Annotated in this window: 22 protein-coding genes; 7 read left to right on the forward strand and 15 right to left on the reverse strand. The window is 52.5% G+C overall.

The genetic code is table 11. From position 1 onward, the window contains the following. Nucleotides 1-159: 159 nt before the first annotated feature. From mtnP to IPI86_RS04505, 4 genes are read right to left on the reverse strand one after another with little or no spacing between them, the layout of a single operon-like run. Nucleotides 160-1,023 (reverse strand): S-methyl-5'-thioadenosine phosphorylase, encoded by an 864-nt coding sequence (mtnP, locus tag IPI86_RS04490; RefSeq protein WP_345296788.1) that lies wholly within the window; start codon nucleotides 1,021-1,023, stop codon nucleotides 160-162. After that, entirely contained in the window at nucleotides 1,023-1,493 is a 471-nt protein-coding gene (locus IPI86_RS04495) for an FHA domain-containing protein (protein WP_345296789.1), read from the reverse strand. Before IPI86_RS04495 ends, mtnP begins: the two co-directional genes overlap by 1 nt. Continuing rightward, nucleotides 1,490-2,308: an FHA domain-containing protein gene (locus tag IPI86_RS04500; protein ID WP_345296790.1), complete on the reverse strand. Its 819-nt coding sequence runs from the start codon at nucleotides 2,306-2,308 to the stop codon at nucleotides 1,490-1,492. The genes IPI86_RS04495 and IPI86_RS04500 overlap by 4 nt, the downstream gene beginning before the upstream one ends. Nucleotides 2,309-2,326: 18 nt before the next feature. Further along, nucleotides 2,327-2,911: a zinc ribbon domain-containing protein gene (locus tag IPI86_RS04505; protein WP_345296791.1), complete on the reverse strand. Its 585-nt coding sequence runs from the start codon at nucleotides 2,909-2,911 to the stop codon at nucleotides 2,327-2,329. 50 nt (nucleotides 2,912-2,961) lie between these two features. Between IPI86_RS04505 and IPI86_RS04510 the strand changes: the two genes are divergently transcribed. Both IPI86_RS04510 and IPI86_RS04515 read left to right on the forward strand, forming a co-directional pair. Continuing rightward, nucleotides 2,962-3,573: an SH3 domain-containing protein gene (locus IPI86_RS04510; RefSeq protein WP_345296792.1), complete on the forward strand. Its 612-nt coding sequence runs from the start codon at nucleotides 2,962-2,964 to the stop codon at nucleotides 3,571-3,573. A 3-nt stretch (nucleotides 3,574-3,576) separates the two neighbouring features. Then, nucleotides 3,577-4,212, forward strand: a complete 636-nt coding sequence (locus tag IPI86_RS04515; protein ID WP_345296793.1) for a hypothetical protein — start codon at nucleotides 3,577-3,579, stop codon at nucleotides 4,210-4,212. A 57-nt stretch (nucleotides 4,213-4,269) separates the two neighbouring features. Here IPI86_RS04515 and IPI86_RS04520 read toward each other — a convergent pair whose 3' ends face one another. Then, nucleotides 4,270-4,683, reverse strand: a complete 414-nt coding sequence (locus IPI86_RS04520) for an iron-sulfur cluster assembly accessory protein (RefSeq protein ID WP_345296794.1) — start codon at nucleotides 4,681-4,683, stop codon at nucleotides 4,270-4,272. Between the two features lie 192 nt (nucleotides 4,684-4,875). Between IPI86_RS04520 and IPI86_RS04525 the strand changes: the two genes are divergently transcribed. Together IPI86_RS04525 and IPI86_RS04530 are read left to right on the forward strand one after the other, a co-directional pair. Further along, nucleotides 4,876-7,230 (forward strand): sodium-translocating pyrophosphatase, encoded by a 2,355-nt coding sequence (locus tag IPI86_RS04525; protein WP_345296795.1) that lies wholly within the window; start codon nucleotides 4,876-4,878, stop codon nucleotides 7,228-7,230. Nucleotides 7,231-7,399: 169 nt separating this feature from the next. After that, nucleotides 7,400-9,589 carry an ATP-binding protein gene (locus tag IPI86_RS04530; RefSeq protein ID WP_345296796.1) on the forward strand — a complete coding sequence of 730 codons (2,190 nt, stop codon included), beginning with the start codon at nucleotides 7,400-7,402 and terminating at the stop codon, nucleotides 9,587-9,589. Between the two features lie 44 nt (nucleotides 9,590-9,633). On the opposite strand, the gene zwf is transcribed toward IPI86_RS04530, so the two are convergent. The 3 genes from zwf to pgl form a co-directional block, all read right to left on the reverse strand. Next, a complete protein-coding gene (zwf, locus tag IPI86_RS04535) occupies nucleotides 9,634-11,115 on the reverse strand; it encodes a glucose-6-phosphate dehydrogenase (protein ID WP_345296797.1) in 1,482 nt (493 codons plus the stop codon). A 78-nt stretch (nucleotides 11,116-11,193) separates the two neighbouring features. Continuing rightward, a complete protein-coding gene (gene gnd / locus IPI86_RS04540) occupies nucleotides 11,194-12,105 on the reverse strand; it encodes a phosphogluconate dehydrogenase (NAD(+)-dependent, decarboxylating) (RefSeq protein WP_345296798.1) in 912 nt (303 codons plus the stop codon). 86 nt (nucleotides 12,106-12,191) lie between these two features. Continuing rightward, nucleotides 12,192-12,923, reverse strand: a complete 732-nt coding sequence (gene pgl, locus IPI86_RS04545) for a 6-phosphogluconolactonase (RefSeq protein WP_345296799.1) — start codon at nucleotides 12,921-12,923, stop codon at nucleotides 12,192-12,194. Between the two features lie 81 nt (nucleotides 12,924-13,004). On the opposite strand from pgl, the gene IPI86_RS04550 reads away from it, so the two are divergent. Both IPI86_RS04550 and IPI86_RS04555 read left to right on the forward strand, forming a co-directional pair. Then, nucleotides 13,005-13,853, forward strand: a complete 849-nt coding sequence (locus tag IPI86_RS04550; RefSeq protein WP_345296800.1) for a sulfatase-like hydrolase/transferase — start codon at nucleotides 13,005-13,007, stop codon at nucleotides 13,851-13,853. 28 nt (nucleotides 13,854-13,881) lie between these two features. Next, a complete protein-coding gene (locus tag IPI86_RS04555; protein WP_345296842.1) occupies nucleotides 13,882-14,517 on the forward strand; it encodes a sulfatase/phosphatase domain-containing protein in 636 nt (211 codons plus the stop codon). Between the two features lie 104 nt (nucleotides 14,518-14,621). Here the strand turns inward: IPI86_RS04555 and IPI86_RS04560 are convergent, their stop codons facing one another. Then, nucleotides 14,622-16,232 (reverse strand): hypothetical protein, encoded by a 1,611-nt coding sequence (locus IPI86_RS04560; protein WP_345296801.1) that lies wholly within the window; start codon nucleotides 16,230-16,232, stop codon nucleotides 14,622-14,624. Nucleotides 16,233-16,450: 218 nt separating this feature from the next. On the opposite strand from IPI86_RS04560, the gene IPI86_RS04565 reads away from it, so the two are divergent. Next, complete coding sequence (locus IPI86_RS04565) at nucleotides 16,451-16,942, forward strand: CoA-binding protein (RefSeq protein WP_345296802.1); 492 nt, start codon at nucleotides 16,451-16,453, stop codon at nucleotides 16,940-16,942. 1 nt (nucleotide 16,943) lies between these two features. Here IPI86_RS04565 and IPI86_RS04570 read toward each other — a convergent pair whose 3' ends face one another. From IPI86_RS04570 to IPI86_RS04595, 6 genes are all read right to left on the reverse strand, one after another. After that, nucleotides 16,944-17,228, reverse strand: a complete 285-nt coding sequence (locus IPI86_RS04570; protein WP_345296803.1) for a hypothetical protein — start codon at nucleotides 17,226-17,228, stop codon at nucleotides 16,944-16,946. A gap of 793 nt (nucleotides 17,229-18,021) precedes the next feature. Continuing rightward, nucleotides 18,022-18,564: an NBR1-Ig-like domain-containing protein gene (locus IPI86_RS04575; RefSeq protein WP_345296804.1), complete on the reverse strand. Its 543-nt coding sequence runs from the start codon at nucleotides 18,562-18,564 to the stop codon at nucleotides 18,022-18,024. 54 nt (nucleotides 18,565-18,618) lie between these two features. After that, a complete protein-coding gene (gene recA / locus IPI86_RS04580) occupies nucleotides 18,619-19,734 on the reverse strand; it encodes a recombinase RecA (RefSeq protein WP_345296805.1) in 1,116 nt (371 codons plus the stop codon). Between the two features lie 223 nt (nucleotides 19,735-19,957). Beyond that, nucleotides 19,958-21,040, reverse strand: coding sequence for a M23 family metallopeptidase (locus IPI86_RS04585; RefSeq protein WP_345296806.1), 1,083 nt, complete (start codon nucleotides 21,038-21,040; stop codon nucleotides 19,958-19,960). A 66-nt stretch (nucleotides 21,041-21,106) separates the two neighbouring features. Then, nucleotides 21,107-23,002 (reverse strand): hypothetical protein, encoded by a 1,896-nt coding sequence (locus tag IPI86_RS04590; protein ID WP_345296807.1) that lies wholly within the window; start codon nucleotides 23,000-23,002, stop codon nucleotides 21,107-21,109. A gap of 12 nt (nucleotides 23,003-23,014) precedes the next feature. Beyond that, nucleotides 23,015-23,386 carry a hypothetical protein gene (locus tag IPI86_RS04595; protein WP_345296808.1) on the reverse strand — a complete coding sequence of 124 codons (372 nt, stop codon included), beginning with the start codon at nucleotides 23,384-23,386 and terminating at the stop codon, nucleotides 23,015-23,017. Between the last annotated feature and the right edge of the window lie 202 nt (nucleotides 23,387-23,588).

Here is a 23,588-nt window from a genome sequence, read left to right on the forward strand (position 1 = left end):
GAATACAGGTGGAAATTGGATTTCTTCGGGAGATTGGGGGAGGATTAACGCAAACATGCCAAGACGCAATGAAAAGACCTCTTTGCGTCTTGGCGTTAATGCAATAAAAAAGAACAGTCTTGCTAAATTTGTGGATTTGCTCGAATTTTCTGTTTGAAATTATTTCAGATATTTTCCAACCAACAGGTCAAGTTTTTGGCGGGTTTCGGCGGGGATGACCTTCGGGTCCGTGATCAGTGCCGTGGCCAACGCTTCACCGCATTTGCAATTGCGCTGTGCGTTCAATCCGCGGACGAGGTTGTGAATGGCTTCCTGTGCCTTTTGCGTATTCTTGTTCAAGGTTTGGATGACCATCTCAACAGTGACGGGTTCTTCGCTTTCGTGCCAGACGTCGTAATCGGTGACGTGTGCCATGGTGGCATAGCATATCTCCGCTTCGCGTGCGAGGAAGGCTTCCGGGGAGGCGGTCATACCGATGATGGACATGCCCCAGGCGCGGAAGGCGTTTGATTCCGCTTTTGTGGAGAAGCGCGGACCTTCGATCGTGATGAATGACCCACCGCGATGGGTTTTGGCATTTGTAGCGCGGACAGCTGCTTCGAGGTCGTTTGAGAGGTCAGTGCAAAACGGGTCAGCCACGCCGATGTGCGCCACGAGACCGTCACCGAAGAATGAGCGGGCGCGGTCCTTGGTATTGTCGTAAATATTATCGGGGATGACGATGTCGCCGGGGGCGTAATCTTCGCGCAGAGATCCACAGGCGCTGATGCTGATAATTCGCTCCGCGCCGAGCAGTTTCAAGGCGTAGATGTTTGCGCGGTATGGAACTTCGGTCGGCGTGATGTGATGGCCGATCCCATGTCTTGCAAGGAAGGCAACGCGCATCCCTTCCAAGGTGCCAACGACGATGGGTGCGCTGGGCTTTCCAAAAGGTGTGTCAATGTTATGTTCTGCCGCATTTTGCAGGCCAGACATGTGATACAGGCCCGAGCCGCCGATGATTGCAATGGATACTTTTTCCATTATTTTTGCCTCTCCACTCTTTGTGTGGGTGATACGAAAGCGTCTGTTGAAAGATTTACGATCAGGCGCGTGTCGCCGCAGTGGATTTCATCGCCCGATGTGAGCACAGTTGCCATGGTGACCATGATGTTATTCAAGCCTGTGCCATTTGTGGACGCGAGGTCTTCCAGCCACCACTGTCCGTGATGATAGGTCAACTGCGCATGGCGGGTGGATACCGTATCGTCGATCAGAGGGATGTCGCATCCGGGGTCGCGCCCGAGTGTGATCTCTGGTTGGGTAAAGTTCTTTACGATGGGTGCCCCGCGTCCATGTCGAATCGTGAGACTGATCCCTGGAACCCGTCTGTTTGCCAGCGAAAAGCCTTGTTTTTGAACGTCACGCCATAATATAAAAAGCGCCCAGCCCAGAAATCCATACAGGGCGAGGGCCATCATAAGGCGTAAAGCCAATATGATCGGAGCGCTCATCTTCTCTTTAATTTAGCCGTGGAGTGTTCTTTTAGCGCCGCAGTGGGGCGCTCTGCCGTGGCGCTCTGGAAGGGAGCGGTATCTTTCAGGTCTGGGCGGGGAGGCGGGTTGTCCTGCCCGAAGATCAGGGCTACACCGGCAAGCGAGATCACGTCGCCGGGATAGAGCACGACCTGACTGGCCCGCTGTCCGTTGACAAACGTTCCGCCGGTCGAGTTCAAGTCGAACACCACAAATCTGCCTTTGATCGCGCGCAGTTGGGCGTGGTTGCGTGAAACACGGGGATCGTCGATGATCAATTGATTATCCAGCCTTCGCCCGATATTGACCACAGGTAGTTTGAGCGGAAATACCTTGACCCCCTCCACAATTAGAAAGGCGTTTTCGGGAATTTTGCTGTAATCTTCAAGGTTGCCGGTATCAAGAGGGGTTGCGTTAGTATCTGCCATAGTTTCTATCCGATGCGATGCTACGACTTGAGCATCATTTAAAGAAAGCTTCTCATTTGTCGAGATGGTGATTGTTGGAGATATTGTAATCCTAAACCCTGCTTCCTGGGCTACTGCCGTAATGGAATGCAATAGGATTGTAAGTAATTGTTGATCCTGCCACTTGACCGCCTCGCTCGGATGCACGACAAGCGTGTAAACATTGGGCGCAACCATCGCGCCGTCGCTTGATTCTGTTGTATTGAGCTGGATCGCCGCTGCCAGTTTCTGAACGACCACATCCTCCACCTTTCGGCCGGGGAGCAGCTTCAATAGATCCACTTCAATAAGAGACTGGAGGCGGGCTTCAAGTTCTTTCAGATTCATCTTTTCCCGATCAAATTGCTAAAGGTCCTGCTTGCAGTTTTCACATCGTTTGTCGCCGGGGCGCGCCACATATCCGCAATTTCGACAGGTACGGGGCTGAGATTTTCCGAGCGGAGCACCACAGGCTCCGCAGGATGGCTCGCCAACCGGATTGGCCACACCGCAGTAATCACAAGTCAATCTCTTGAGGCGGTTTGATAATTCGGTTGATGCGCCAGTCGAACGGGCCGATTGATCGATCACCTGCCATATCTTCTCACTGAGCTGCAGGTTTTCGATATCCTGCGCGATATCATCCAGTCGCCCCAGCAGGCTGAAAGGATTTCTCAAAGCGGCAAGGGCGCTCATCCCCAGGCTGGCAGCCACGCCAAGCCACGCCTGCTGGCCCAATTCCACCATGATGCCGTCTTCGTGCTTCTGAATGGTCACGGTCATGGCGGTTTGCCCGCCAGACATCGCCCCCGGATGCGTGCCCACTTGAACGATCATCTTGTCACTTTGTCCGAGCGATTGCGCCTTCAAATTACCTTGATTGAATTCGCCGAGCAGTGCCTGGGCAATATCCACTGGCTTGATCTTTCCGTGAAAAATTCGTCGTTCCATGAAGTAGATTATAATCGCCTTTGCGATTCTCCTTAAGAGTTACTTACGAAATGAAGCGATTCTGGTTTCGACCCACACTGATAGTCATCTCTATTGCCCTGTTTTTTCTCTGGGCGTTTTTTTTCGCGTCCTCCTCGACCGTTGTCCTGGCCCAGCAACCGACAGTGACTCCTGCCTCGACAGGGATGTTCATTACGGTCATCACCGATGAGCCGCAGATCAACGTGCGGATGGGCCCAAGCTCTTCTATTTATCCTATCGTTGGTACTTTGCTGCGTGGGTCAACCGCCCCCGCCCTAGGTAGGTCACCGGGCGGTGATTGGGTTCAGATCGAATACATCGGCGCTCCCTACGATAAAGGCTGGGTATATTCTCCGCTTGTACAGGTTTCCCCAGGGACGCTTTTGGTTGTTGAGCCTCCTCCCACACCTGTGCCACCCCCAACCGCCACCATTGACCCAACTCTCGCCGCGCAGTTCAATATTGTCCCGACCAATACGCGTCTGCCCACTTTTACACCGCCGCCTTCGTTGGTTGTCCCTTCTTATACACAGGTACCTTCAGCAGTTTCCGGTCAATCAGGCTCGTTGGCAATTATTATTGTTGCCCTCGCCATTTTGGGTGTGATCGGCTTTTTGCTTTCCCTATTTTTACGCCGGTAATAAATGATACTCACGCGCAAGATCCGTTTTGGAACATTCTTTATCGTTATGTTTTTGGGGATGCTGTTTGCGTTTCATTCCCCTTTGCAGACCTCCGCACATGCCCAGCAGCCGACAGGCTCCATTCCAACAGTGACTGGTACACCTTCAGGGGCTACCGTGGCTTTGTATTTGGACGAAGGGCATCCGCAGGAATATGTTTATTCCGGCCCCAGCATCTATTTGTATCCAGCCATTGGGGTGTTATTGGCAGGTCAAGAAGTCCCTGCTTATGGCTACTCTGAAGATAAGAATTGGATCCAAATCTATTATCCCGGTGTGCCCAATTCAGTTGCCTGGGTCTACGCGCCTTATGTAAAGGTTGTGAAGTTTGGTGAACTTCCGCTGGTGCCTGCACCGCCAACGCCGACACCTGCCTCCACTCCCATCGTGAATATTAACCCTACTTTGGTCGCAGCGTTTTCGACCCCTATCGAACCCACCCGTCTGCCGACCTTCACCCCGCCCGCCCCACTAGTAGTGGCTACCTTTGTCGACGGCATTACAAATAACAACCGTGTCCCCGTTGGTTTGTTGATCTTTGGTTTTGGTTTCATTGGGGCGCTGGGAACGATCATTTCCTTCCTGCGCGGAAGATAACATTGATATTAAATAAAAAATGACCGGTGTTATCCGGTCATTTTTTGATTCAACGTATTAGTTGCTGCAACCGCAGGCACCACCGCCGCCACAGGCGCAGGACGAACCTCCGCCGCTGGTGCTGCAGGCGCATCCGCCTTCGCCATGGGAATGACCCTTCGCGTTGGGGCTGCTTACCGCAAAGCCCTGACCGTGTTGGGGGTCGTTCACGAAATCCACTGTTGCATCACGGAGATAGTCGATGGAAACTTCATCAACCACAACCTTGACGCCGTTGGCTTCGAATGTGGTGTCCACATTGCGGAAATTGTTATCCAGTGCCATGCCGAAATTTACGCCACAGCATCCGCCGCCTGCAACATACACCCGCAAGGCATAGCCTTCAAGGTTGCGCTGCTTGAGAATATCTTTTACAGCCTCGCTGGCGGCAGGAGTTAAAGTGAACAATTGAGTTTCAATTTCTTGAAGCATGATTTTCTCCTGATTCTGAGTTTACGTCTAATTCCGCTAGATATTATCAGATTTGAGACTTGCTGTCAACTTGTGTCAATAAAATATTATTCGATATCCACATTTCTTGACACATTCATGTTGCGACTGTAAAATCCCCCTGCTTAAGGCGAAAGCCTACATTCCAATAATTCCTTAGGAGGAATCCCCCGCATGTTTACAATGGGACTTACCAGTTTTGAACAGATCGCGATCTGGGCTGTGTTTGCAGTTGCATGGCTCGGTTTGGGATACGCGGTTTTTCTACGCTCCCAAATTCTTCGCGAAGATAAAGGCACCGAAAAGATGCAGGAAGTTTGGGGTGCAATTAAAGATGGAGCGGATGCTTATTTACGTAAGCAGTTGCGCTCCATTTTGCCTTTAATTGCCATTTTGACAGTGGCATTATTCTTATCCGTTTATGTTGTGCCACCTTCCCCCGAAGCGCAAAGGCAATTCCCAACCATGAGCGACGAACAGCTTAAGCTCATGATCGGTATTGCACGCTCCCTCGCATTTGTGATGGGCGCTGGCTTCTCGCTCACTGTAGGTCAGCTTGGCATGCGTATGGCCGTGGAAGGTAATGTACGTGTGGCTGCCGCCTCCAGAACCTCATTCGGCGATGCCCTCCGCATTGCTTATCGCGCCGGCACCATCACAGGTATGCTCACTGACGGCCTTGGTCTGCTCGGTGGCACCATTATCTTCATTATCCTTGGTATTGCCGCTCCTGATGCGCTGCTTGGCTTCGGCTTCGGTGGTACGCTGCTTGCGCTGTTCATGCGTGTGGGCGGCGGTATCTTTACGAAGGCTGCTGACGTCGGCGCTGACCTTGTGGGTAAGGTTGAAGCAGGTATCCCTGAGGATGATCCGAGAAATCCCGCTGTGATCGCTGACCTCGTAGGCGATAACGTCGGTGACTGTGCTGGTATGGCTGCGGACATCTTCGAATCCTATGAAGTGACCATCGTTTCGGGCTTGATCCTCGGCCTGGCTCTCTGGCATGTGACGGATCGTCTTGAGTGGATCATCTTCCCCTTGATGGTTCGTGGTATTGGTGTGTTGTCTTCCATCTTTGGAACTTATTTTGTTAAGGCTGGCAAGACCGGCAAGAGCGAAGATGCCATGAAGGCGATTTTCAGCGGATTCCTCACCTCTGCCATGATCTCGGCCGTGTTGTTCTTCATTGCTGGTTTCGTCTACCTGAACACCCCCGAAATGAATGAGTGGGGTGGATGGTGGCGTATGCCGACAGCAGTAGGTGTGGGTGTATTGCTTGCGATTTTGATCGACCGTTTGACCGAATACTTTACAGGTACGCATGCATCTCCGGTGAACGACATCAAGAAAGCCGCCGATACAGGCCCTGCGACCTTGATCTTGAACGGTATTACTGTTGGTTTTGAATCTTCCGTTTGGTCTGTGCTCGTGATCGCTTTGACGATCATCGCCTCCATCTTTATCTTCGGTTCCATTCCTGGCGTCGAAGGTGTGGATAGGGCGACCTTCATTTTGTACGGTGTGGCGATGACCGGTATCGGTATGCTGACCCTCACTGGTAACAATGTTGCGATGGATTCCTTCGGACCCATTGCTGATAATGCGAATGGTATCGGTGAAATGTCCTGGTCTGGTCAAACAGACAAGGCGACCAAGGATGCCCAGCAGATCATGGCCGACCTTGACGCAGTGGGTAACACCACCAAGGCGATTACCAAAGGCGTGGCGATCGGTTCTGCGGTAATTGCGGCGGTTTCGCTGTTCGGCTCCTTCCTTGTGGATGTGTCCCGCGCTCAAGCCAGTCAGGGTATTCCCCCTGAGGCGCAAATTCAGGCAATTGGTATCCGCGTGGATGTTCCGCAGATCTTCGTGGGTATGCTCATCGGCGGCGCTTTGCCGTGGTTGTTCTCCTCCTTCGCCATTCAGGCTGTGACACGCGCTGCCTCCCTGATCGTGTTGGAAGTCCGCCGCCAGTTCAAGCTTGGTGTATTGGAAGGCAAGATCAAGCCCGATTACAAGCAGGCTGTGAACATTTCCACCGCCGCCGCGCAGAAGGAATTGGTTTCTCTCGCGTTGCTCGGCATTGTGACCCCGATTGTGGTCGGTTTGACCCTTCAAGTGGAAGCCCTTGGCGGTTTCCTGGCTGGCATCATCGTTTCCGGTCAGCTTTTGGCTGTATTCCTCAATAACTCCGGTGGCGCATGGGATAATGCCAAGAAGTTGATCGAAGACGAACCCAGAGATCCTGCGAATAACCTCGGTAAAGGCTCTGAACGTCACAAGGCTGGTGTGGTGGGTGATACCGTCGGTGACCCGTTCAAGGATACTGCTGGCCCTGCGCTCAACCCGATGATCAAAGTGGTGAATCTGGTTGCGGTGATCATTGCCCCGATCGTGGTGCAATATCAAAGTGCAACTGGTGGCGCGCTTGTGGTTGTTTGGGCTATCGCCATCGCCTTGATCGGTCTGCTCGCCTGGGCTGTCATGCGCTCCAAGGCACCCGCTCCTTCAATGACTGGTGACAATTAATAAACTGCCTGCCAGAACAGCTCGGCTGATTGGAAAATAACAAGTCAGGTTTGATAAAAAGGCTGGCGATCGCATGATCGCCAGCCTTTTTATGACAAGATGGTGGGGATTTTCGCCTGCCAAAAGCAGGTGAAGAAATTACAGTAAAATAACCTGTAAACTTTAGGATATGAAAAAAGAGACCTTTGCAGTAATTCCCCGCGAATCAGAAAAGGAACTTTCGGGCGGCCTGTTGCATTCGATTGCCATTGGTCTTTTGTTTTTGAGCACCCTGTTCGTTCTCTCTGCATGGATGGTGTTTCATGTTTTGATATGGCGGGCTCTTATTTTCGGCGCTAGTGTTTCGGTCATTTGTGGCTTGGTCATTTGGTTGATCCACAAAGGACAAAAGCGCTTTGCGGGATTGACACTGGTGGCATTCCTCTGGTTGATGGTTTCATTTGGGGCATATACAGCTGGCGGCGTGAACGCGCCGATCTTTGTTGGGTATGCGGCTGTTATTGTGATTGCCGCTCTCGTCCTGGGGATGCGAACGGGGACAGTCGTTATTATTCTTACAGCTGGTTTTGGCGGTTTTTTGGCCTATGCCGAAGCGAATTCCCTTCTCCCGGAGCATTTTGATTATCCGCCCATTGCCAGATTGTTTATTTATATTTTTTTCTTTTTTGTTATTATCCTGATTCAAAAGACGGCGGTGGATACGACCAGCAAGGCTATTGAGCGGGCAAGTGCCAGTGAATCCCAGTACCGCACATTTTTGGAAAACATTGCTTCTGTGACGTATATCAACGATCTGTCGCCTGATGTTCTGACCACTTACGTCAGCCCACAGGTGAAGAATATATTGGGGTATACGCAGGAGGAATTCATGACGAATCCTTCCCTGTGGATGGAGATTCTGTTTGCGGAAGATCATGAAAGAGTATTTCATGAAAGCAAGCGGACTTCTGAGACAGGTGAGCCGTTCAGCATGGAATATCGCGTGGTGGCGAAAGATCGACGGGTTGTGTGGGTGCGCGATGAGGCGACTCTTGTCCGTAATGAAATGGGACAGCCTCAATATTGGTTGGGCGTGTGGACCGATATTACGAACAGCAAGAACTCTGAAAGCGCGCAGTTGGATACGCTCGATGCGCTCCTGCGCCGCACCAATCAACTTCAGACGGCCAGCGAGGTCTCGAGCGCGGCGACATCCATTTTGGAATTGAGTGAATTGTTGCCAAAGGTTGTGGAATTGATCCGCTCTCATTTTGATTATTACTATGTGGGTATCTTCCTGGTGGACGAGAAACGCGAGATGGCTGTTTTGCGTGCTGCCACAGGAGAGGCGGGGAAACAGCTTTTGGCGGCACAGCATGCATTGGAAGTTGGCAACACCTCCATGATCGGCTGGTGTGTGGCGAATGATCGAGCGCGGATTGCGCTGGATGTGGGCAAGGAGGCCATTCGATTCAAGAACCCTGTTTTGCCATTATCCCGTTCAGAGCTTGCTTTGCCGTTGCGTGCACGTGGACAAGTGATTGGTGCCATGACCATTCAATCGGTGGTCGAGGCGGCATTTACCGACGCAGATATTACGGCTCTGCAAACCATGGCAGACCAGGTTGGCAATGCCATCGAGACGGCGCGCCTGTTCGATGAGCGTTCCAGTTTGATCAATGAGTTGGAAGCGAAAAATGCGGAACTGGAACGATTTTCCTATACGGTATCCCATGACCTGAAATCGCCGCTTGTGACCATTCGAGGTTTTGTTGGGTATTTATGGGAGGATGCCAAAAAAGGGGACTTAACCCGCTTTGAGAAGGATATGCAGCGTGTTGTCAATGCGGCCGAGGTGATGCAAAACCTTTTGAACGATTTGCTTGAACTTTCGCGCGTCGGTCGAGTGATCAATTCTTTGGAGGATATTAAATTTGGTGAGATCGTAATGGAAACATTCAATTTGATCCTAAGTCCGCCGCTGCGCGAGAAGATCAAATTCGAAGTGCAGGAGGATATGCCCGCTATTCACTGTGACCGTATACGGATCGTGGAGGTGCTACAGAACCTTGTCTCTAATTCCATAAAATTTATGGGAGACCAGCCCGAGCCGCATATTCAGATCGGTTTTGCAGGTAGGGACGATGTAAAAGGCTATCCCATATTTTTTGTAAAAGACAATGGGTCTGGGATTGAGCCGCAGCACCATGAGCGCGTGTTCAATCTGTTCAGCCGATTGAACCCTGAAATGGAAGGGACGGGTATTGGACTTGCGATCGTAAAACGCGTGATCGAGGTCCACGGCGGGCGGATCTGGCTGGAGTCGCAAGGGGTGAACAAAGGCAGTACCTTCTTTTTTACGTTGCCTCCCGCGGAATAAATAAAGAAATCGGGATGCCCGCATGGCATCCCGATTTCATCTGGTTACTTTTCCAACATCATGCTGGCTTCTTCATTGAGCCAGCGCCGCCCATCGCGGGCGAGCAGTTCGTATCCTTCAGGGGGGCCCCAACTGCCGGGTCTGTAAACAGCCAACGACGGAGTCTGATGCGTTTCCCATGTTTGCAAGATCGGGTCGATCAATGACCATGCTGTCTCCACTTCGTCTGCGCGTGTGAAGAGCGAAGCATCCCCTTGAATGGCATCTAATAAAAGTCTTTCATACGCTTCGGGAATCGCGGTTTGGCCGAACGCCTGCGAGTAACGGAATTCCATATCCACCGACCGCGTCTCTGCGACGGTGTCTGGCGCTTTCGCCTCAAAGCGGACATGCAGCCCTTCATCAGGTTGCAAATAAAGCACCAGTATGTTCGGCTTCATGGTTTGCATGGGGAACATGGCCAGCGGCGGTTCCTTGAATTGAATGATGATCTGCGATTGTTTTTCAGCGAGATTTTTTCCTGACCGCAAATAGAACGGTACGCCTTTCCAGCGCCAATTGTTGATGTAAAGACGGAGCGCCGCATACGTGGGCGTGGTGGAATTTGGATTGACCTGTGCTTCGCTGCGATAGCCTTTGTATTGTCCGCGGACCGTATTTGCCGAAACCTGCTCGGGCGTCATAGGCTGAATCGCGCTGAGAACTTTCACTTTCTCGTTGCGCAAATGACTTGCGCTGAACGATGCGGGCGGCTCCATGGCGACCAGAGTGAGCAATTGCAAGAGATGGTTTTGGAACATGTCGCGCAATACGCCAATGCCATCGTAAAACCCCGCGCGATGTTCGAGACCGACTTTTTCAGCAACGGTGATCTGCACATGGTCAATGTATGTTCGATTCCAGAGCGGCTCGAAGATCGTGTTGGCAAAGCGTGTGAACAAAATGTTCTGCACAGTCTCTTTGCCGAGATAATGATCGATGCGGTAGATCTGGGACTCGTTCAGTCCTTTATGAACCTGCAGATTCAATTGCTGGGCCGATTGCAGATCGGTGCCGAAGGGTTTTTCCAAAACCACGCGCCGCCAGCCGCCATTCTCGTGCAGTTGACCTGACGTGCCGAGGTTGTCAATGATAGCGGGGAAGAGTGTGGGCGGCAGCGCCATGTAGAACAGACGGTTGGCATCGCCGTTTTCCAATGCGGTGAGATGCTCGGCGAGTTTTGTAAAATCGCCTGCTTCCGTGTATTTTCCTTGCAGGTAATATAAATTGGGCGCGAAGATATTCCATTCTTCCTCGGTAAAGGAATACCCAGCGTATTCTTTCAGTCCTGTATGCAAATGTTCGCGGAATTGTTCATCGGTAAAAGCGGTTCCGCCGAAGCCAATGACCTGAAATTTTTTCGGTGTGCGTCGCTTGCGGAATAAATTAAAAAGAGACGGTATCAGTTTACGCTGCGTCAGGTCACCCGAAGCACCGAAGATGATGATCGTTGTGATTAAGCCATTACTACTGGATGGGTTGTTCATAATAAATTGACCATGGACAACAGACGACAGACGATGGAAAAGTTCCCATGGTCAATGGTCTATCGTCAGTTGTCTGATTTATTCAGCCTTCTTGATGGCATGTCCGCCGAATTGATTTCGTAGGGCGGCCAGCATACGGGCGGGGTAGTTTTCTTCATCACGGCTGGCGAAACGCATTTGCAGCGCAAGGGTGATGACTGGCGCGGGGACGTCGAGGTCAATGGATTCAAAGACTGTCCAGCGGCCTTCGCCAGAATCAGCCACCCAGGGTTTGATATCCTTCAATTCGGTGTCTTCATCGAGCGCATTTGCCGCGAGATCAAGCAGCCACGAGCGGACAACGCTGCCATGCTGCCAGATATGTGAGACTTGCGAAAGATCCAATCCAAATTCCTTTTTGCTTTTCAAGATGCCAAAACCTTCTGCGAAGGCCTGCATCATGCCGTATTCGATTCCGTTGTGGATCATCTTCACATAGTGACCCGCGCCATGCGGACCGACGCGACCCCAGCCGAGGTCTTTCGCTGGTGCAAGGGTTTCGAAGATCGGATTCAGTTTTTCGGTCACTTCCACCTTGCCGCCGATCATCAAGCTGTAGCCTTCGGTGAGACCCCAAATGCCGCCGCTGGTTCCGCAATCTGCGAATTCGATGCCTTTGGCTTCGAGCATGGCCGCATGTGCGATCGTTTCTTTGTAATTCGAATTGCCGCCATCGATGATGATATCGCCTGGCTTCAACAACGACGCAACCTTTTCAATGGTCTCTGTGGTGGTTTTACCCGAAGGAACCATCACCCAGACGATTTTTGGAGAAGAGGTCAACTTGCTGACCGATTCCTCCAAAGAAAATGCGCCATCCACACCGTGTTTGATCGCTTCTTCCACGGTTTCCTTGCTGCGCGCAAACCCAACCACGCGATGACCTCCACGCACGAGTCGTGTTGCCATGTTCAATCCCATCTTGCCCAAGCCGATAATTGCGAGTTCCATTTTCTTTGCTCCTAAAGTTTATTTCCTTCTCACTACCGAGCGCAGACGAAGGTCCGCATTCCTGATTTCGGAGAGGATAAATTTTTTTATAATTTGCCTGCTGCCGCTTCATCTACCAGCCAGATGACTTCTCCATCGGTGGGGCGGATGCGTTGGGCGGGAAGCTGTTCTGGCTGGTATTCCCCATGTAAGATGCGGGCAAGCGTCTCAGACTTACTTTGCCCACTGACCAGAAACACTGCGCGGCGCGCTGCATTGATCACCAGCGGAGTCAACGAAACCCGCATCGCAGGACGGTCTTGATAATTGGCTGTGACCGCAACGGTGGGAGTATTGATCTCCACTGGCGAGCCGGGGAACAATGAAGCCGTATGCCCGTCATCGCCCATGCCGAGGATGATGAGGTCAAGGCGCGGCCAATCGAGAGGTGCTTCAGCGAACGCTTTCAACTGGCTGGCATATTCATCGGCGGCAGAATCAGGCTCCAGTTCAGAGATGACGCGGTGAATATTTTCCGCAGGCAGGTGGACGCTATCCATGAATGCCTGTTTCGCTTGATAATAATTATTCCCTGAATCGTCTTTTGCCACGCAGCGTTCATCGCCCCAAAAGATGTGCGTTCTTTTCCAGTCAATTTGGTCGCGATACGGCGCGCCCGCCAGTAATTCATGCAGCGGTTTAGGTGTGCCTCCGCCTGAAAGCGCCGCAAGAAAACGTCCGCGCGAATTGATAGCCTGCTCCGCCGATGCGGCGAATAAATCCGCAGCGGCGATGCTTAATTCTTGAAGATTTTTATAGACTTGAATTTTTGATTCCATCGTCCGAGTTTATCACGATGCAGACTGAATTTATAAGTTCTTGTTACAATTCACTTCGCAATCCACCTACATGGAGAATGAATGAAGCGAATTACAAAATCACTTTTGATCGGCCTGATCTGCATCACTGTGTTGACCTCCTGCGCTCCTGCGACGGCGCCGACCATGTATGCCCCGCCCACGCCGATCAATGACCACCTTCCCACGGTCTTCGATATTGAGATTGAATCGCCTGCATCGTCCGAGCGGTTGAATGATCCGCGCCCGAATATCATTGTGGTGCTCACCGATGACCAGCCATATCATACGGTGGATTACATGCCCGCCGTGAAAAATCAATTGATGAAGAACGGGGTTGTGTTCGAAAATGGATTTGTCACCACGCCGTTGTGCTGCCCGAGCCGCGTGAGTATTTTATCGGGTCAGTATGTTCACAATCACGAAGTCTATACAGACCGCATGCCGTTGGGCGGCGCGCCAAAGTATGACGATTCAGAATGTGTGGCCGTCTGGCTGCAAGAAGCGGGATATCGCACCGCGTATTTCGGAAAATACCTGAATGGCTATGAAGATATCGAACCTTATGGGGTTGTCCCTCCAGGCTGGGATGTGTGGAAGGCCTTTCTCAGCAAGAACCTCACCGCCGATGATGACGTAGGCAGCACGCAGTATTTTTTTGATTTCAGTCTTTCAGAAAATGGAACCGCTGTGGAGTACCCACGCTCGAAGGATAATTTCAGCGCCGATGTCATCACGAACGATGCCTTGGAATTCATTCGCGATGAACGCGATACGCCATTTTTTATGATGGTCGGTTACTACAATCCGCATTCGCCCATACATCGCCGCGCCGCGGCACAAGGATACCTTCCGTGCCAACGCTGGCGAATATTGGGATTGGGTTCAATATCGTCCGCCGAATTTCAATGAGGATGACATCCGCGATAAGCCTGACTACATCGGGGATCTCTCGCCTCTTTCTCCCGATGAAGTTGATACTGCACACAAGCAGATTCTCCGCTCACTGCTCTCCGTGGATGACGGCGTCGCTTCCATTATGTCTGCACTTGAGAAGGCAGGCTTGGATGAAAACACCATCATCGTTTACGTTTCTGATAACGGCCTGACTTTGGGTGACCATCGTTTCGGCGCGGCGAAGAATTGTCCGTATGAAGCCTGTGTCAAAATTCCGTTCATTGTCCATGCCCCGGGGATGTATGCGCCGCGCGTGGATTCGCATCTCGTCGCAAACATTGATCTTGCTCCCACAATTGCTGATTGGGCTGGTATCTCTGCGCCTGGGTACGTGGACGGAATCAGCATGGTGCCGATCCTTGAAGACCCGTCAACGGGTTGGCGGGAGGATATTTTGTTCGAGCATTGGCCCACGGAAGAAGGTGTCGGCTCGATGATTCCCGAGTTTTATTCGATCCGAACCGCCGAATGGAAATACACTGAATACAGCACCGGTGAAGTGGAATTGTATGATCTGGTCAATGATCCGTTTGAATTGGAAAATCTGGCAGGGAAGCGGGATTACAGGGAAATCCAAGCTGAGCTGGCGGCGAGGCTGCAAGAATTGAAGGTGGAGTAACCAAGGCTGGGTGCGTCGCACCAGATTGAACAGGATAATCCTGTCCGATTGGATTCTTCCCTTTAAAAGGATGATCCAACCTGTTTGGTGCGACGCACTCGACATTATTTGAAATATAGTTCGTATATCTCGTCGCTGACGAACATCAGACCTTCGGCATTGCGGTAGATCAGGTGATAGCCGCGGACCTGTTCGTTTTTGACATCCATATAAAAGGTGTAGGTGTCTTGAAATGAATCAGGGTCAACGGCGTTTTCAAGTGCGCCTTCCTGGGTGTAATCGAGGATGCGCTGTGACCAGAGGATCATGATATCGGGGCGGATCTTTTCGATGGTGCTGTATTTGCTGTTCCAATAGGTGCGGATGTTCCAGCGGGAGTTATCGGGGAAGTACATGCGCACGTCGCGGAAAACGGTCAGCGGCTCGGTGGCGGTGATGCGTGGAAGGTAGTCGCGTTCGAGGGTGTCGTAAAAAACGAGGGAGCCTTCATTTTCTTCGCGGGTGAGCACTTCGCGGTACAGTTCCACATCCTTGTTGAGATAGATGCCAAACTGCCAGACAATAATTGCAGCAATGACCACACCCCAAGCCAGCGAAGCAGAACTGCGTGGCTTCTCGGAATTGAACGGTGGGAATTCAAAGAATACGACCAGGCTACTGTACACGGGAAGCAAAATGGGCAGGAAAAAATGCGTCGGTTTGATGGCAGTGGTGAAGAGAATGTACAGGCCGAGTGGAAATGCCCAGGTTGCGATGAGAAGGTGACGAACCCGATTCGGACTGCGCCAGATGCCGAGCCCAAGCGCAAATAGCGACAGCGCCACGAAGAGTAATCTGCCGTAAAGTTCTTCGATGATGTGGAGCCATGAAGCGGGGCCTTTGGCATACGCCAGAGTCCAGCCTTCGGTTTGGGAGGAGGCCTGACGTGAAAGAGTGTTGATCATCGTTTCGCGTTGGCCTGCCAATAAAAGGAAAGGATTAGAGATGACGATGGCTGCGGCCATGATGCCGACGAACACGAGTCCTTTGAAGAAGGCGTCTCGCCAGGTCAATTTTTTGGAGAGGATGCCGACGAGCAGGTAGGTGGGAATGGTCAAAACGAAGAAAAGGCCGATTACTTTGGTGCCAGTTCCCAGTCCGGTGGAAGCGGCGGCGAGGGCAAAGTTAATGCCGAAGCGCTGGTCATCTCGATCGAGGAAGAACAAAGTCAGGACGATGAAGAAGACCGCAAGACTATCCACGTGCCACCATAGATTATTTTCGACCACGGCTGAGACCGAGAGCAGAAAAACAAAAAGGCCAATAGACTTCGCGTAGTCACTAAATTTGGTTTGGAGGTGGGTGAGCAGCAGAAGCGCGCCGAGCATGGGCAGTACGCCGATGACTTGCCGCAGCAGGAGCATGTTGAGTTGGGTGGTGTTGCGCAGGCTGTCGAAGAGTTTGATGGGCAGGAGCAGCAGGGCGCTGGAGAAATAAAAGGGCGAGCCGTAGTAGTAGTGGTCGTAGGCGATGAAGTTGAAGATGGTGGCGGTGAGGGTTTCGCCGGGGTTGAGCATTTTGATGATGACGGGGTATTGCGCGAATTCGTCAGGCTCGAAGAGCGAGATCATCATCTGGTCTTTGGCGCCGGTGTTGTTGGGGAGGATAAAGGCGGCGAAATAGGCGATGCTGATCAAAATGAGGATGGTGAAAACACGTTTTTGGGTGGAGGTCATGGGCGCAATGATACCATTTTTGGATTTCTGTTTTTTGTGGGATTGTGGAGAGATTTCACCACAGAGCGCACAGAGTTCACGGAGAAATGCGCTTTACAATTTCTGTGGTGATGTGTTTTGAACTTCGGTTGGAAGGAGATAAAGGTGATTTTTGTCACCTGCATTTTGTGGAACGGAGTGCCTATAATTTCGTAAGTTCCATCAAGGAGAATTTTGAAATGGCAAAAATAGACGAACTTGTAAAAGATTTCCTCGCGCAGAAGAAGATTGCGGTGGTGGGTGTTTCAGACAAGCGCGAGACGGGCTGTAATTTGAGTTATAAAAACTTCAAGGGTGCGGGCTATCAGGTTTTCGCGGTCAATCCGCGGATTTCGACCTTTGAGGGCGATCCATGTTTTGCGGATTTGAAGTCGATTCCAGAGAAGCCCGATGCGGTGTTCATCCTCGCCAGCCCGAAGGTGACGGAGCAACTGGTGCAGCAGTGTGTGGATCTGGGGATCAAGCATGTGTGGATGCACTGCATGATGGGCACAAAACCAGGTTTGGCGGCGGGCATGACCAGCGTTTCGCAGTCGGCGGTGGAGATGTGCAAGGCGAACGGGATCACGGTCATTCCGGGGTCGTGCCCGAATCAGTTTTTGAATCCCGATGGCGGGCATAAGTTCATGCGCGGGATGTGGAGGTTGTTTGGGTTTATGAGTGTGAATTGAATTAAGAATATTCTTCCTTCATAAATCGTTCGAATCCCTGTTTGGTGAGTTGACTTAACTCTTCGAACAGGGATTTTTCGACGGTTTTGAAGTTGAAGCAGGATTTTCCCTGCATGTGTTTTTTGAGTTCAGGGGAGATTTTTTTGAGCAGGTCGGGGTACATGTAAACGGGCATGAGGTAAAACGAGACGTAATTCTTTTTGACCTGTACCGAGCCGAAGAAGAGTTCTTTTTTCCATTTTTCACTGTATGGACCTTCAAGCGAGTATGCGGCGGGGGAATCCACTTTGACGATTAGCTATTTTAGCACGAGGTTTGAGAATGGCTTTTAGTTTTTCGAAGACATTGGGGAATTCGGATGGGTTGGGCATTTTTACTCTTTTGAGCGTCTCACTGCCTAGAACAGAAGCTGAGTTTGAGCTGATTTTACCTAAGGGCGCCCAGCGCTTGTCTTGTTTCTGCAGGATTAAGAATATATATTTTATGTCCACGAAAGTACATCTCGAGTAAACCAGATACTCCAGTAAATTCCATCTGGATTTAATATACAATACTGGTTGGTTAGAAATCATTAACATCAAGCGCTGGAGGGGTGATTTTTGTGTAAGCAACAAGGTCAATGGTTTCATTCCAAGATATTCCATGTAATAAAGAATGTTTTGAAATGCATTACCTGTTGCTTTGTTATTTCCATAATAAATTCCCAGATGCTTGTATGCAGCGATCTACTAGTAAACTGTATGTCAGGGCAATTTTTGCCTTGGGAGTGACCTGAGAAGAATAGGCGCCGAGACCTGTTTTATGTAAAGCCGATAGATTTTCATGTCTTCATAATGACCTGTCGCCACTATCTGGGAAATCAACTGTCTTAGTGGATAGTCCAAAAATTTTCGTGGTTTGACAAAAAACGGAGGGTTTCGTTTAGCGTATCCATTTTCTTTCAACGGAAAGCCTGTTTGCCCCAATGTCCTTGGCGTAATCTCTTTGTTTATGTAATTTAATGCGATAAAAACATATATTCCGAATTCAATGCGAACCAAACATTTTTGACCAAATGATATTATCGGACGTTTTTTATCTCAAGGCACGACAACAATCTTGATAAATATCGGGTCGCCAAATGGATTTCCCTCTGGGTCGTAGGCTTGCCAGGCGCTTTCGTAGGGGCCTTCGGTTGCGGGGGCGGTGAAGAGGATGCGGAGAGTGGCTTGAGTCCCTGCGCGGGCGGGGTAGAGGGGTTGTTCCTGGGCTGCGCCCATGGGGTCGCCGCCGATCCATTTCAGGCGGTAGGTAGAGTCCCAGTCACAGGTGCCGCTGTTTTGGACGAGCCATTGTTTGTCCATGGCGGTGTTGGGGGCCACGGTTGTGCCGTCATTGATGGTGATGTCGTTGAGGAAGCTCAGGCTGTTGATGCATGGGCCGGGGACGGTCGGCACAGCGGTGTCGGTTGGGACGAAGGTGACGAATGAGGGGATGGGCGTGGTAGTGGCGAGGATGACGATCTGTGTCGGTTGAGGTTGCGTGGGTGGGCGAAACGGCGTGGACGTGGTTTGGGGTCCGCAGGCTGCGGGGAGAAAAAGGATCGGGAGCAGAATCAGGATTCGGTTAAGAAAGATGCGCATGGGCTTCATCATAACAAAAAAAGAGACACGGCGGCTGCCGTGTCTCTGTGTGATTTATGCTTCTTCTTCCGCGCCGCCTGCGTCTTCGGCTCCGATTTCGGCACCGCCGATATCAAGCGGGAGGGCGATTTCGCCGCTGAGCGCTTTCTGGCGGATGATGCCTTCGATCTCGGTCATCATATCGAGATTGCCGCGGAGGTAATCCTTGGCGTTTTCGCGTCCCTGACCGATGCGGATATCTCCATAGGAGAAGAACGCGCCGCGCTTCGTGAGGACCTCGAACTTGGTTGCCAGATCGAGAATATCGCCAGCCTTTGAGATGCCTTCGTTGAACATGATGTCGAACTCGGCGGTGCGGAACGGGGGCGCAACTTTGTTCTTGACAACCTTCACGCGGGTGCGGTTACCGATGACTTCCTCACCAACCTTGATGGATTGAATGCGGCGGACATCGAGGCGGACGGAGGCGTAGAACTTGAGCGCCTGACCGCCTGTGGTGGTTTCAGGATTGCCGAACATGACGCCGATCTTCTGGCGAAGTTGATTGGTGAAGATGACCGATGTCTTGGTCTGGTTGATCGCGCCGCTGAGTTTGCGCAGCGCCTGAGACATGAGACGGGCCTGCACACCCATGGTGGCATCGCCCATGTCGCCTTCGATTTCAGAGCGTGGAACGAGCGCGGCGACCGAGTCGACGACGACCACATCCACGGCGCCGGAGCGCACGAGGGTTTCTGCAATTTCAAGCGCCTGTTCGCCGGTGTCTGGCTGGGAGACGAGCAGGTTGTCAATATCCACACCGACTTTGGCGGCGTAGCTTGGGTCGAGCGCATGTTCCATATCAATAAATGCGGCGGTGCCGCCGAGGCGCTGGGCTTCTGCAACGATGTGCTGGCAGAGTGTGGTTTTACCGGATGATTCAGGGCCGTAGATCTCGATGACACGTCCGCGCGGAATGCCGCCGACGCCGAGGGCAATATCGAGGGAGAGGGAACCGGTGGGGATCACCTCGGTCACCATGCCCTGCGCTTCGCCGAGGCGCATGATCGAGCCATCACCGTAGCGTTTTAAAATATCGCCAACGGCCTTGTCGAGGACAGCGCGTTTGGCGTTATCGATGTTTTGAGTTTGTGCGGGTGTTTCTGTTGCGCGAGAGGATTTACGTGCCATGGGTTAGGTCTCCAATACAAGTTTTATAGGTGAAAAAATTATAACCACAAAGGACACGAAGTGCCGCAAAGGGTTAAGGGTTGTTGTGTGGCGAGAGTATAGCACAGATGTTCAGTGCGTCAAGGTGGAGAGAGGGCTTTTTTATGGTAGTGAGACGCCGCCGAGGACGGCGGCTAAAGCAGAAAGTTGAGTACGAATAAAAGCAAATTTGAGAAGAGGTTGTTTATCGAACAGGTGTGGGTGTGGCGGGTAAGGCGGGCAAAAACTCCAGCGTGGGGGCGGGCGGGCGGGTGGAGTCGAATCCGTTTTCGCCTTCGAAGGTGAAGTAGGTTACCTGGCCGGGGAAGATCTCCACCCAGGTTTGGCCGGGCTTTTTCTCTTCATCGTAGATGATGATGAGTTTGTAGATACCGGCGGGCAGATCACCGAGGACGAGGTTTTCGTTGTAGTATGGATCGGCATTGGCTGCACCGCCGCTGCCGTAGGTCCGCACCAGATAGGTCTTCCCCGTTTCTTCGGAGATCACAAGCACTTCCTTGTGGCGCATCGTATCTTTCTTTTCATCCATCACGCGGCCTACGAGCACACCCCAGCCCTGCGGCGGAGCAGTCCACAATTCGGGGTTGAGTGTGAAGTGAAACGAATTCTCGCCAAGCCTTACTTCAAAATGGACATGCGGCCCGGTGACTGCTCCAGTTGCGCCAACCAGCCCGATCAGGTCGCCTGATTCCACGTGCTGACCGACGACCGCGATGACTTCGTCCATGTGGGCGTAGACGGTGTAAAGCTGCTGGCCCTGATAGCCAAAATCATGGCGGATGGCAACGGCCAGCCCGTATGGGTCTGAGTCATTTGTCGGGGTTTCGGTGAACAGCCCCCAGCCTGCCCAGACCACTGTGCCAGGCCCGGCGGCCATGATGGGCGCGCCTTTTTCAGCATCGATGTCGATGCCGGTGTGGATGATATCTTGCGCGAAGAAAATCCCGCCGTAGCGATAATCTGCGATGGGCCAGTTGACCTGGTCGGCGGCGACGGGGCGTATGAAATAAAAATGGTCATACGGTGACATGGCCCACGGCACAGGATACAGCGGAGGACGCCAGCCTGAGATCGGTTCTGCGCCCGGGGTTGGGAGGTTGAATTGAAAGGGTTCCGGTGAAGGGGTTTGCGGCGCTTCAAACGTGACCTGAGGCAGGTCGGCCACTTCGGCAATTACCGGTGTTGGGCTGGGTGCCGCACTACTCGAACCCGCACAGGCGGAGAGCAGTAGAAATAGAATAGCGGTCAGTAAGGTTTTGATTTTCAATTTGAATGATCTTCTCGCCGAGCGAAATTGCCCTTCGACTTCGCCGCAAAGTGCGTGCGGCTCCGCTTAGGGGATGATCGTCGGCGGGGTTTGGGTGGGAGTGGGAGTCTCTGTCACCGTGGGGGATAGCGTGGGGGTCAGCGATAATGTTGGCGTGGGCGATAAGGTGGGTGTGCGGGTTGGACGCGGTGTACGCGTGGGGCGCGGCGTTTCGGTGGGGGTTGGGGTGCGGGTGGGTGTGAGGCTGGGGGCGAGCACGCGGGTGGGTGTGACGAGCGCGTCGGTTGGATATAACTCGAGCATGGCGTTGTACCAGGTTAATCCGTTGGTGAGGGCGAATTCAGTGAAGCGGGCGCCCGCGTAATAGGTGCGCCAGTTGGGGAGGGCGGGTAAGCGTTCCCAGTTGTAGGCATTGCTGAGTGCGGTCATATCGATCCAGTAGCCTGATGGGACGGCGGCATATTCTCCGCCTTGTTCATAGGTGCGCGGATTAAGTTCGTAGCGCGCGCTGAGATTCCACGGGGCGTTGTGAATCGGTTCGCCGAGTGAGCCATCTTGAATGGTGGCGCGGACGTAGACCCGCCAGTAGGTTTGTGCGCCGATGTCTTCGCGCAGGGTGACCATCCAGCCTGTATCGGCCATGAGCGGGTTGATGGCGAAGGCGCGGCCGGTGTAGAGCCAATCTTCTTCGAGGCCGGGGTCGAGACTGGTGGTGAGCGGGATGAAGACATTTTCAAGGCTGGAGAGTACGTCCCAGCCTGTTTCGATGATGACGCGATTGCGCAGGCTGTTGAAGGATTCATCCACGAGGTCGTGTAACTGCGGATAAGGCGCCTGCACATCTGTGATCTCGACTACATGCCAGCGTTGATTGGGCACATCGGCTTCGGGGGTGATCTGCGGCGACCATAACGCGGGCGGAGTTGATTCGGCGGCTTGTGTAAAAGTAGCGGGAAGCGGATTCGATAGATCGGCGAAGCCCCAGGTCAATCCGCGCGCGCGGCCGGGGAGCGGTGTAGGCGCAAGCAATAATGTGCCTTTGATATCGTATGAGGTGATGTATTGTTGATTGGAGCCGTTGGTAACAGCGACGATCTTTTCGGCGGTTTCATTCCATGAGCCCCAGATGCCGTCGCCGACCCAGTAGGCGGTGCGCTCGGGGTCGGCTGCGTTCCAGATGTAAAGTCCGCTGTAGCCGATGGTTTGTGAGATGGATGCCCATAATAATTGCGAGCCGTCAAAATTCCAGACGGGATAATTTTCTGAGGCGAAGGGAGTGTTGCTGAGGTTTTGGAATCGGTCTTCGCCGGTGAGGTCGAGGTTGGCGAGCCAGACGTCACTATCGCCGCCGCGGGTGGAGATGAAGGCGACGTGACGGCCATCAGGAGCCCAGACGGGCGAGTGATCTGATGCGGGGTGCTGGGTGATGGGAAGGATGGGTTGTGTGCGGTCGTTGACGGATACGACGGAGACTTCGAGGTTTTCGCTGGTGTAGGTTTCGAAGACGAGCCATTGCGAATCGGGCGACCAGGATGGGGCTGAGTCGTATTCGGGTGAGTTGGTGATCTGGTTGACGCTGCCGCTTTGGAGATCCATGACGTAGAGATCCCAGAAGCCGTTTCGGTCGGAGGCGAAGGCGAGCTGGGTGCGGTCGGGGCTGAGGGCGGGGGCGATGTCGTTCCAGTTGCCTGTGGTGATGCGGGTGAGGGGCAGGTCTTGCGGCGGGTTGCTTTGTACGAAGAGGTGGGCGTAGCCGTTTTCTTCGATGGAGAGGAAGACGAGGTTGCCTTCGCCGCTGTAGCGGATGACGCTGGGTGTGCTGGTGATATCGAGAATGAGTTCGAGGGTGGAATCGGGGGCGGGGGTGGCCTGTGTGGGTTGAGCGCAGCCGAGCAAGAGGGCGCTGAGAATCGTTAAAGCAAAGAATACTTTTGCGGGTGATGTGGTGTGATGCACAGGCATGGATAATTTTAATTAAGTTGAAGCAGGCTGGGGGTCGTCAGGATGCGGTTCCACATCGAATGAATAGGTGATGGGTTCGTTGGAGGGTCCGTCTGGGTAGTAGAGTCTTGCGTTGAGTTTGTAGGGGTTGTTGAGTTCGCCGCGAATGTGCATGGTGAATTCGAGCTTCCATGAAAGCGGTTCGACGATGCTGGTGGATGAGACTTCGCTGCCATTTGCGTCGGTGAGGATGATTTCAATGTAGGGGCGTTTTTGAAAGGGGGTGACTTCGAGGTTGACGCGCAGTCGGCGGCCATCGGGGTAGGGTTGGGCGGAAAGCGAGTTGATCTTTGTTTCTTCGGGGACGGCGCGGGTGAGGTTGTCTTCGGGAAAGAAAAAGTCCATTTGGGTATTATAACCAGAAAAGAGGGGGCGGGTCTTTGCGGTGGATGAGATTTGGATTACAGTTTCATTAGTTTTGATTTTTTGATATGGGTTGAAGGCTCTACCACAATGGGCACCAAGGGTCACGAAGGTTGTGTGGAGCAATACAGGGATGAGGATGGGTGGAAATTTTTCGGGGGGGTTGGCGCGAATTTTTGTGGAT

This window comes from Candidatus Villigracilis affinis (assembly GCF_016705895.1).
Taxonomy (GTDB): domain Bacteria; phylum Chloroflexota; class Anaerolineae; order Anaerolineales; family Villigracilaceae; genus Villigracilis; species Villigracilis affinis.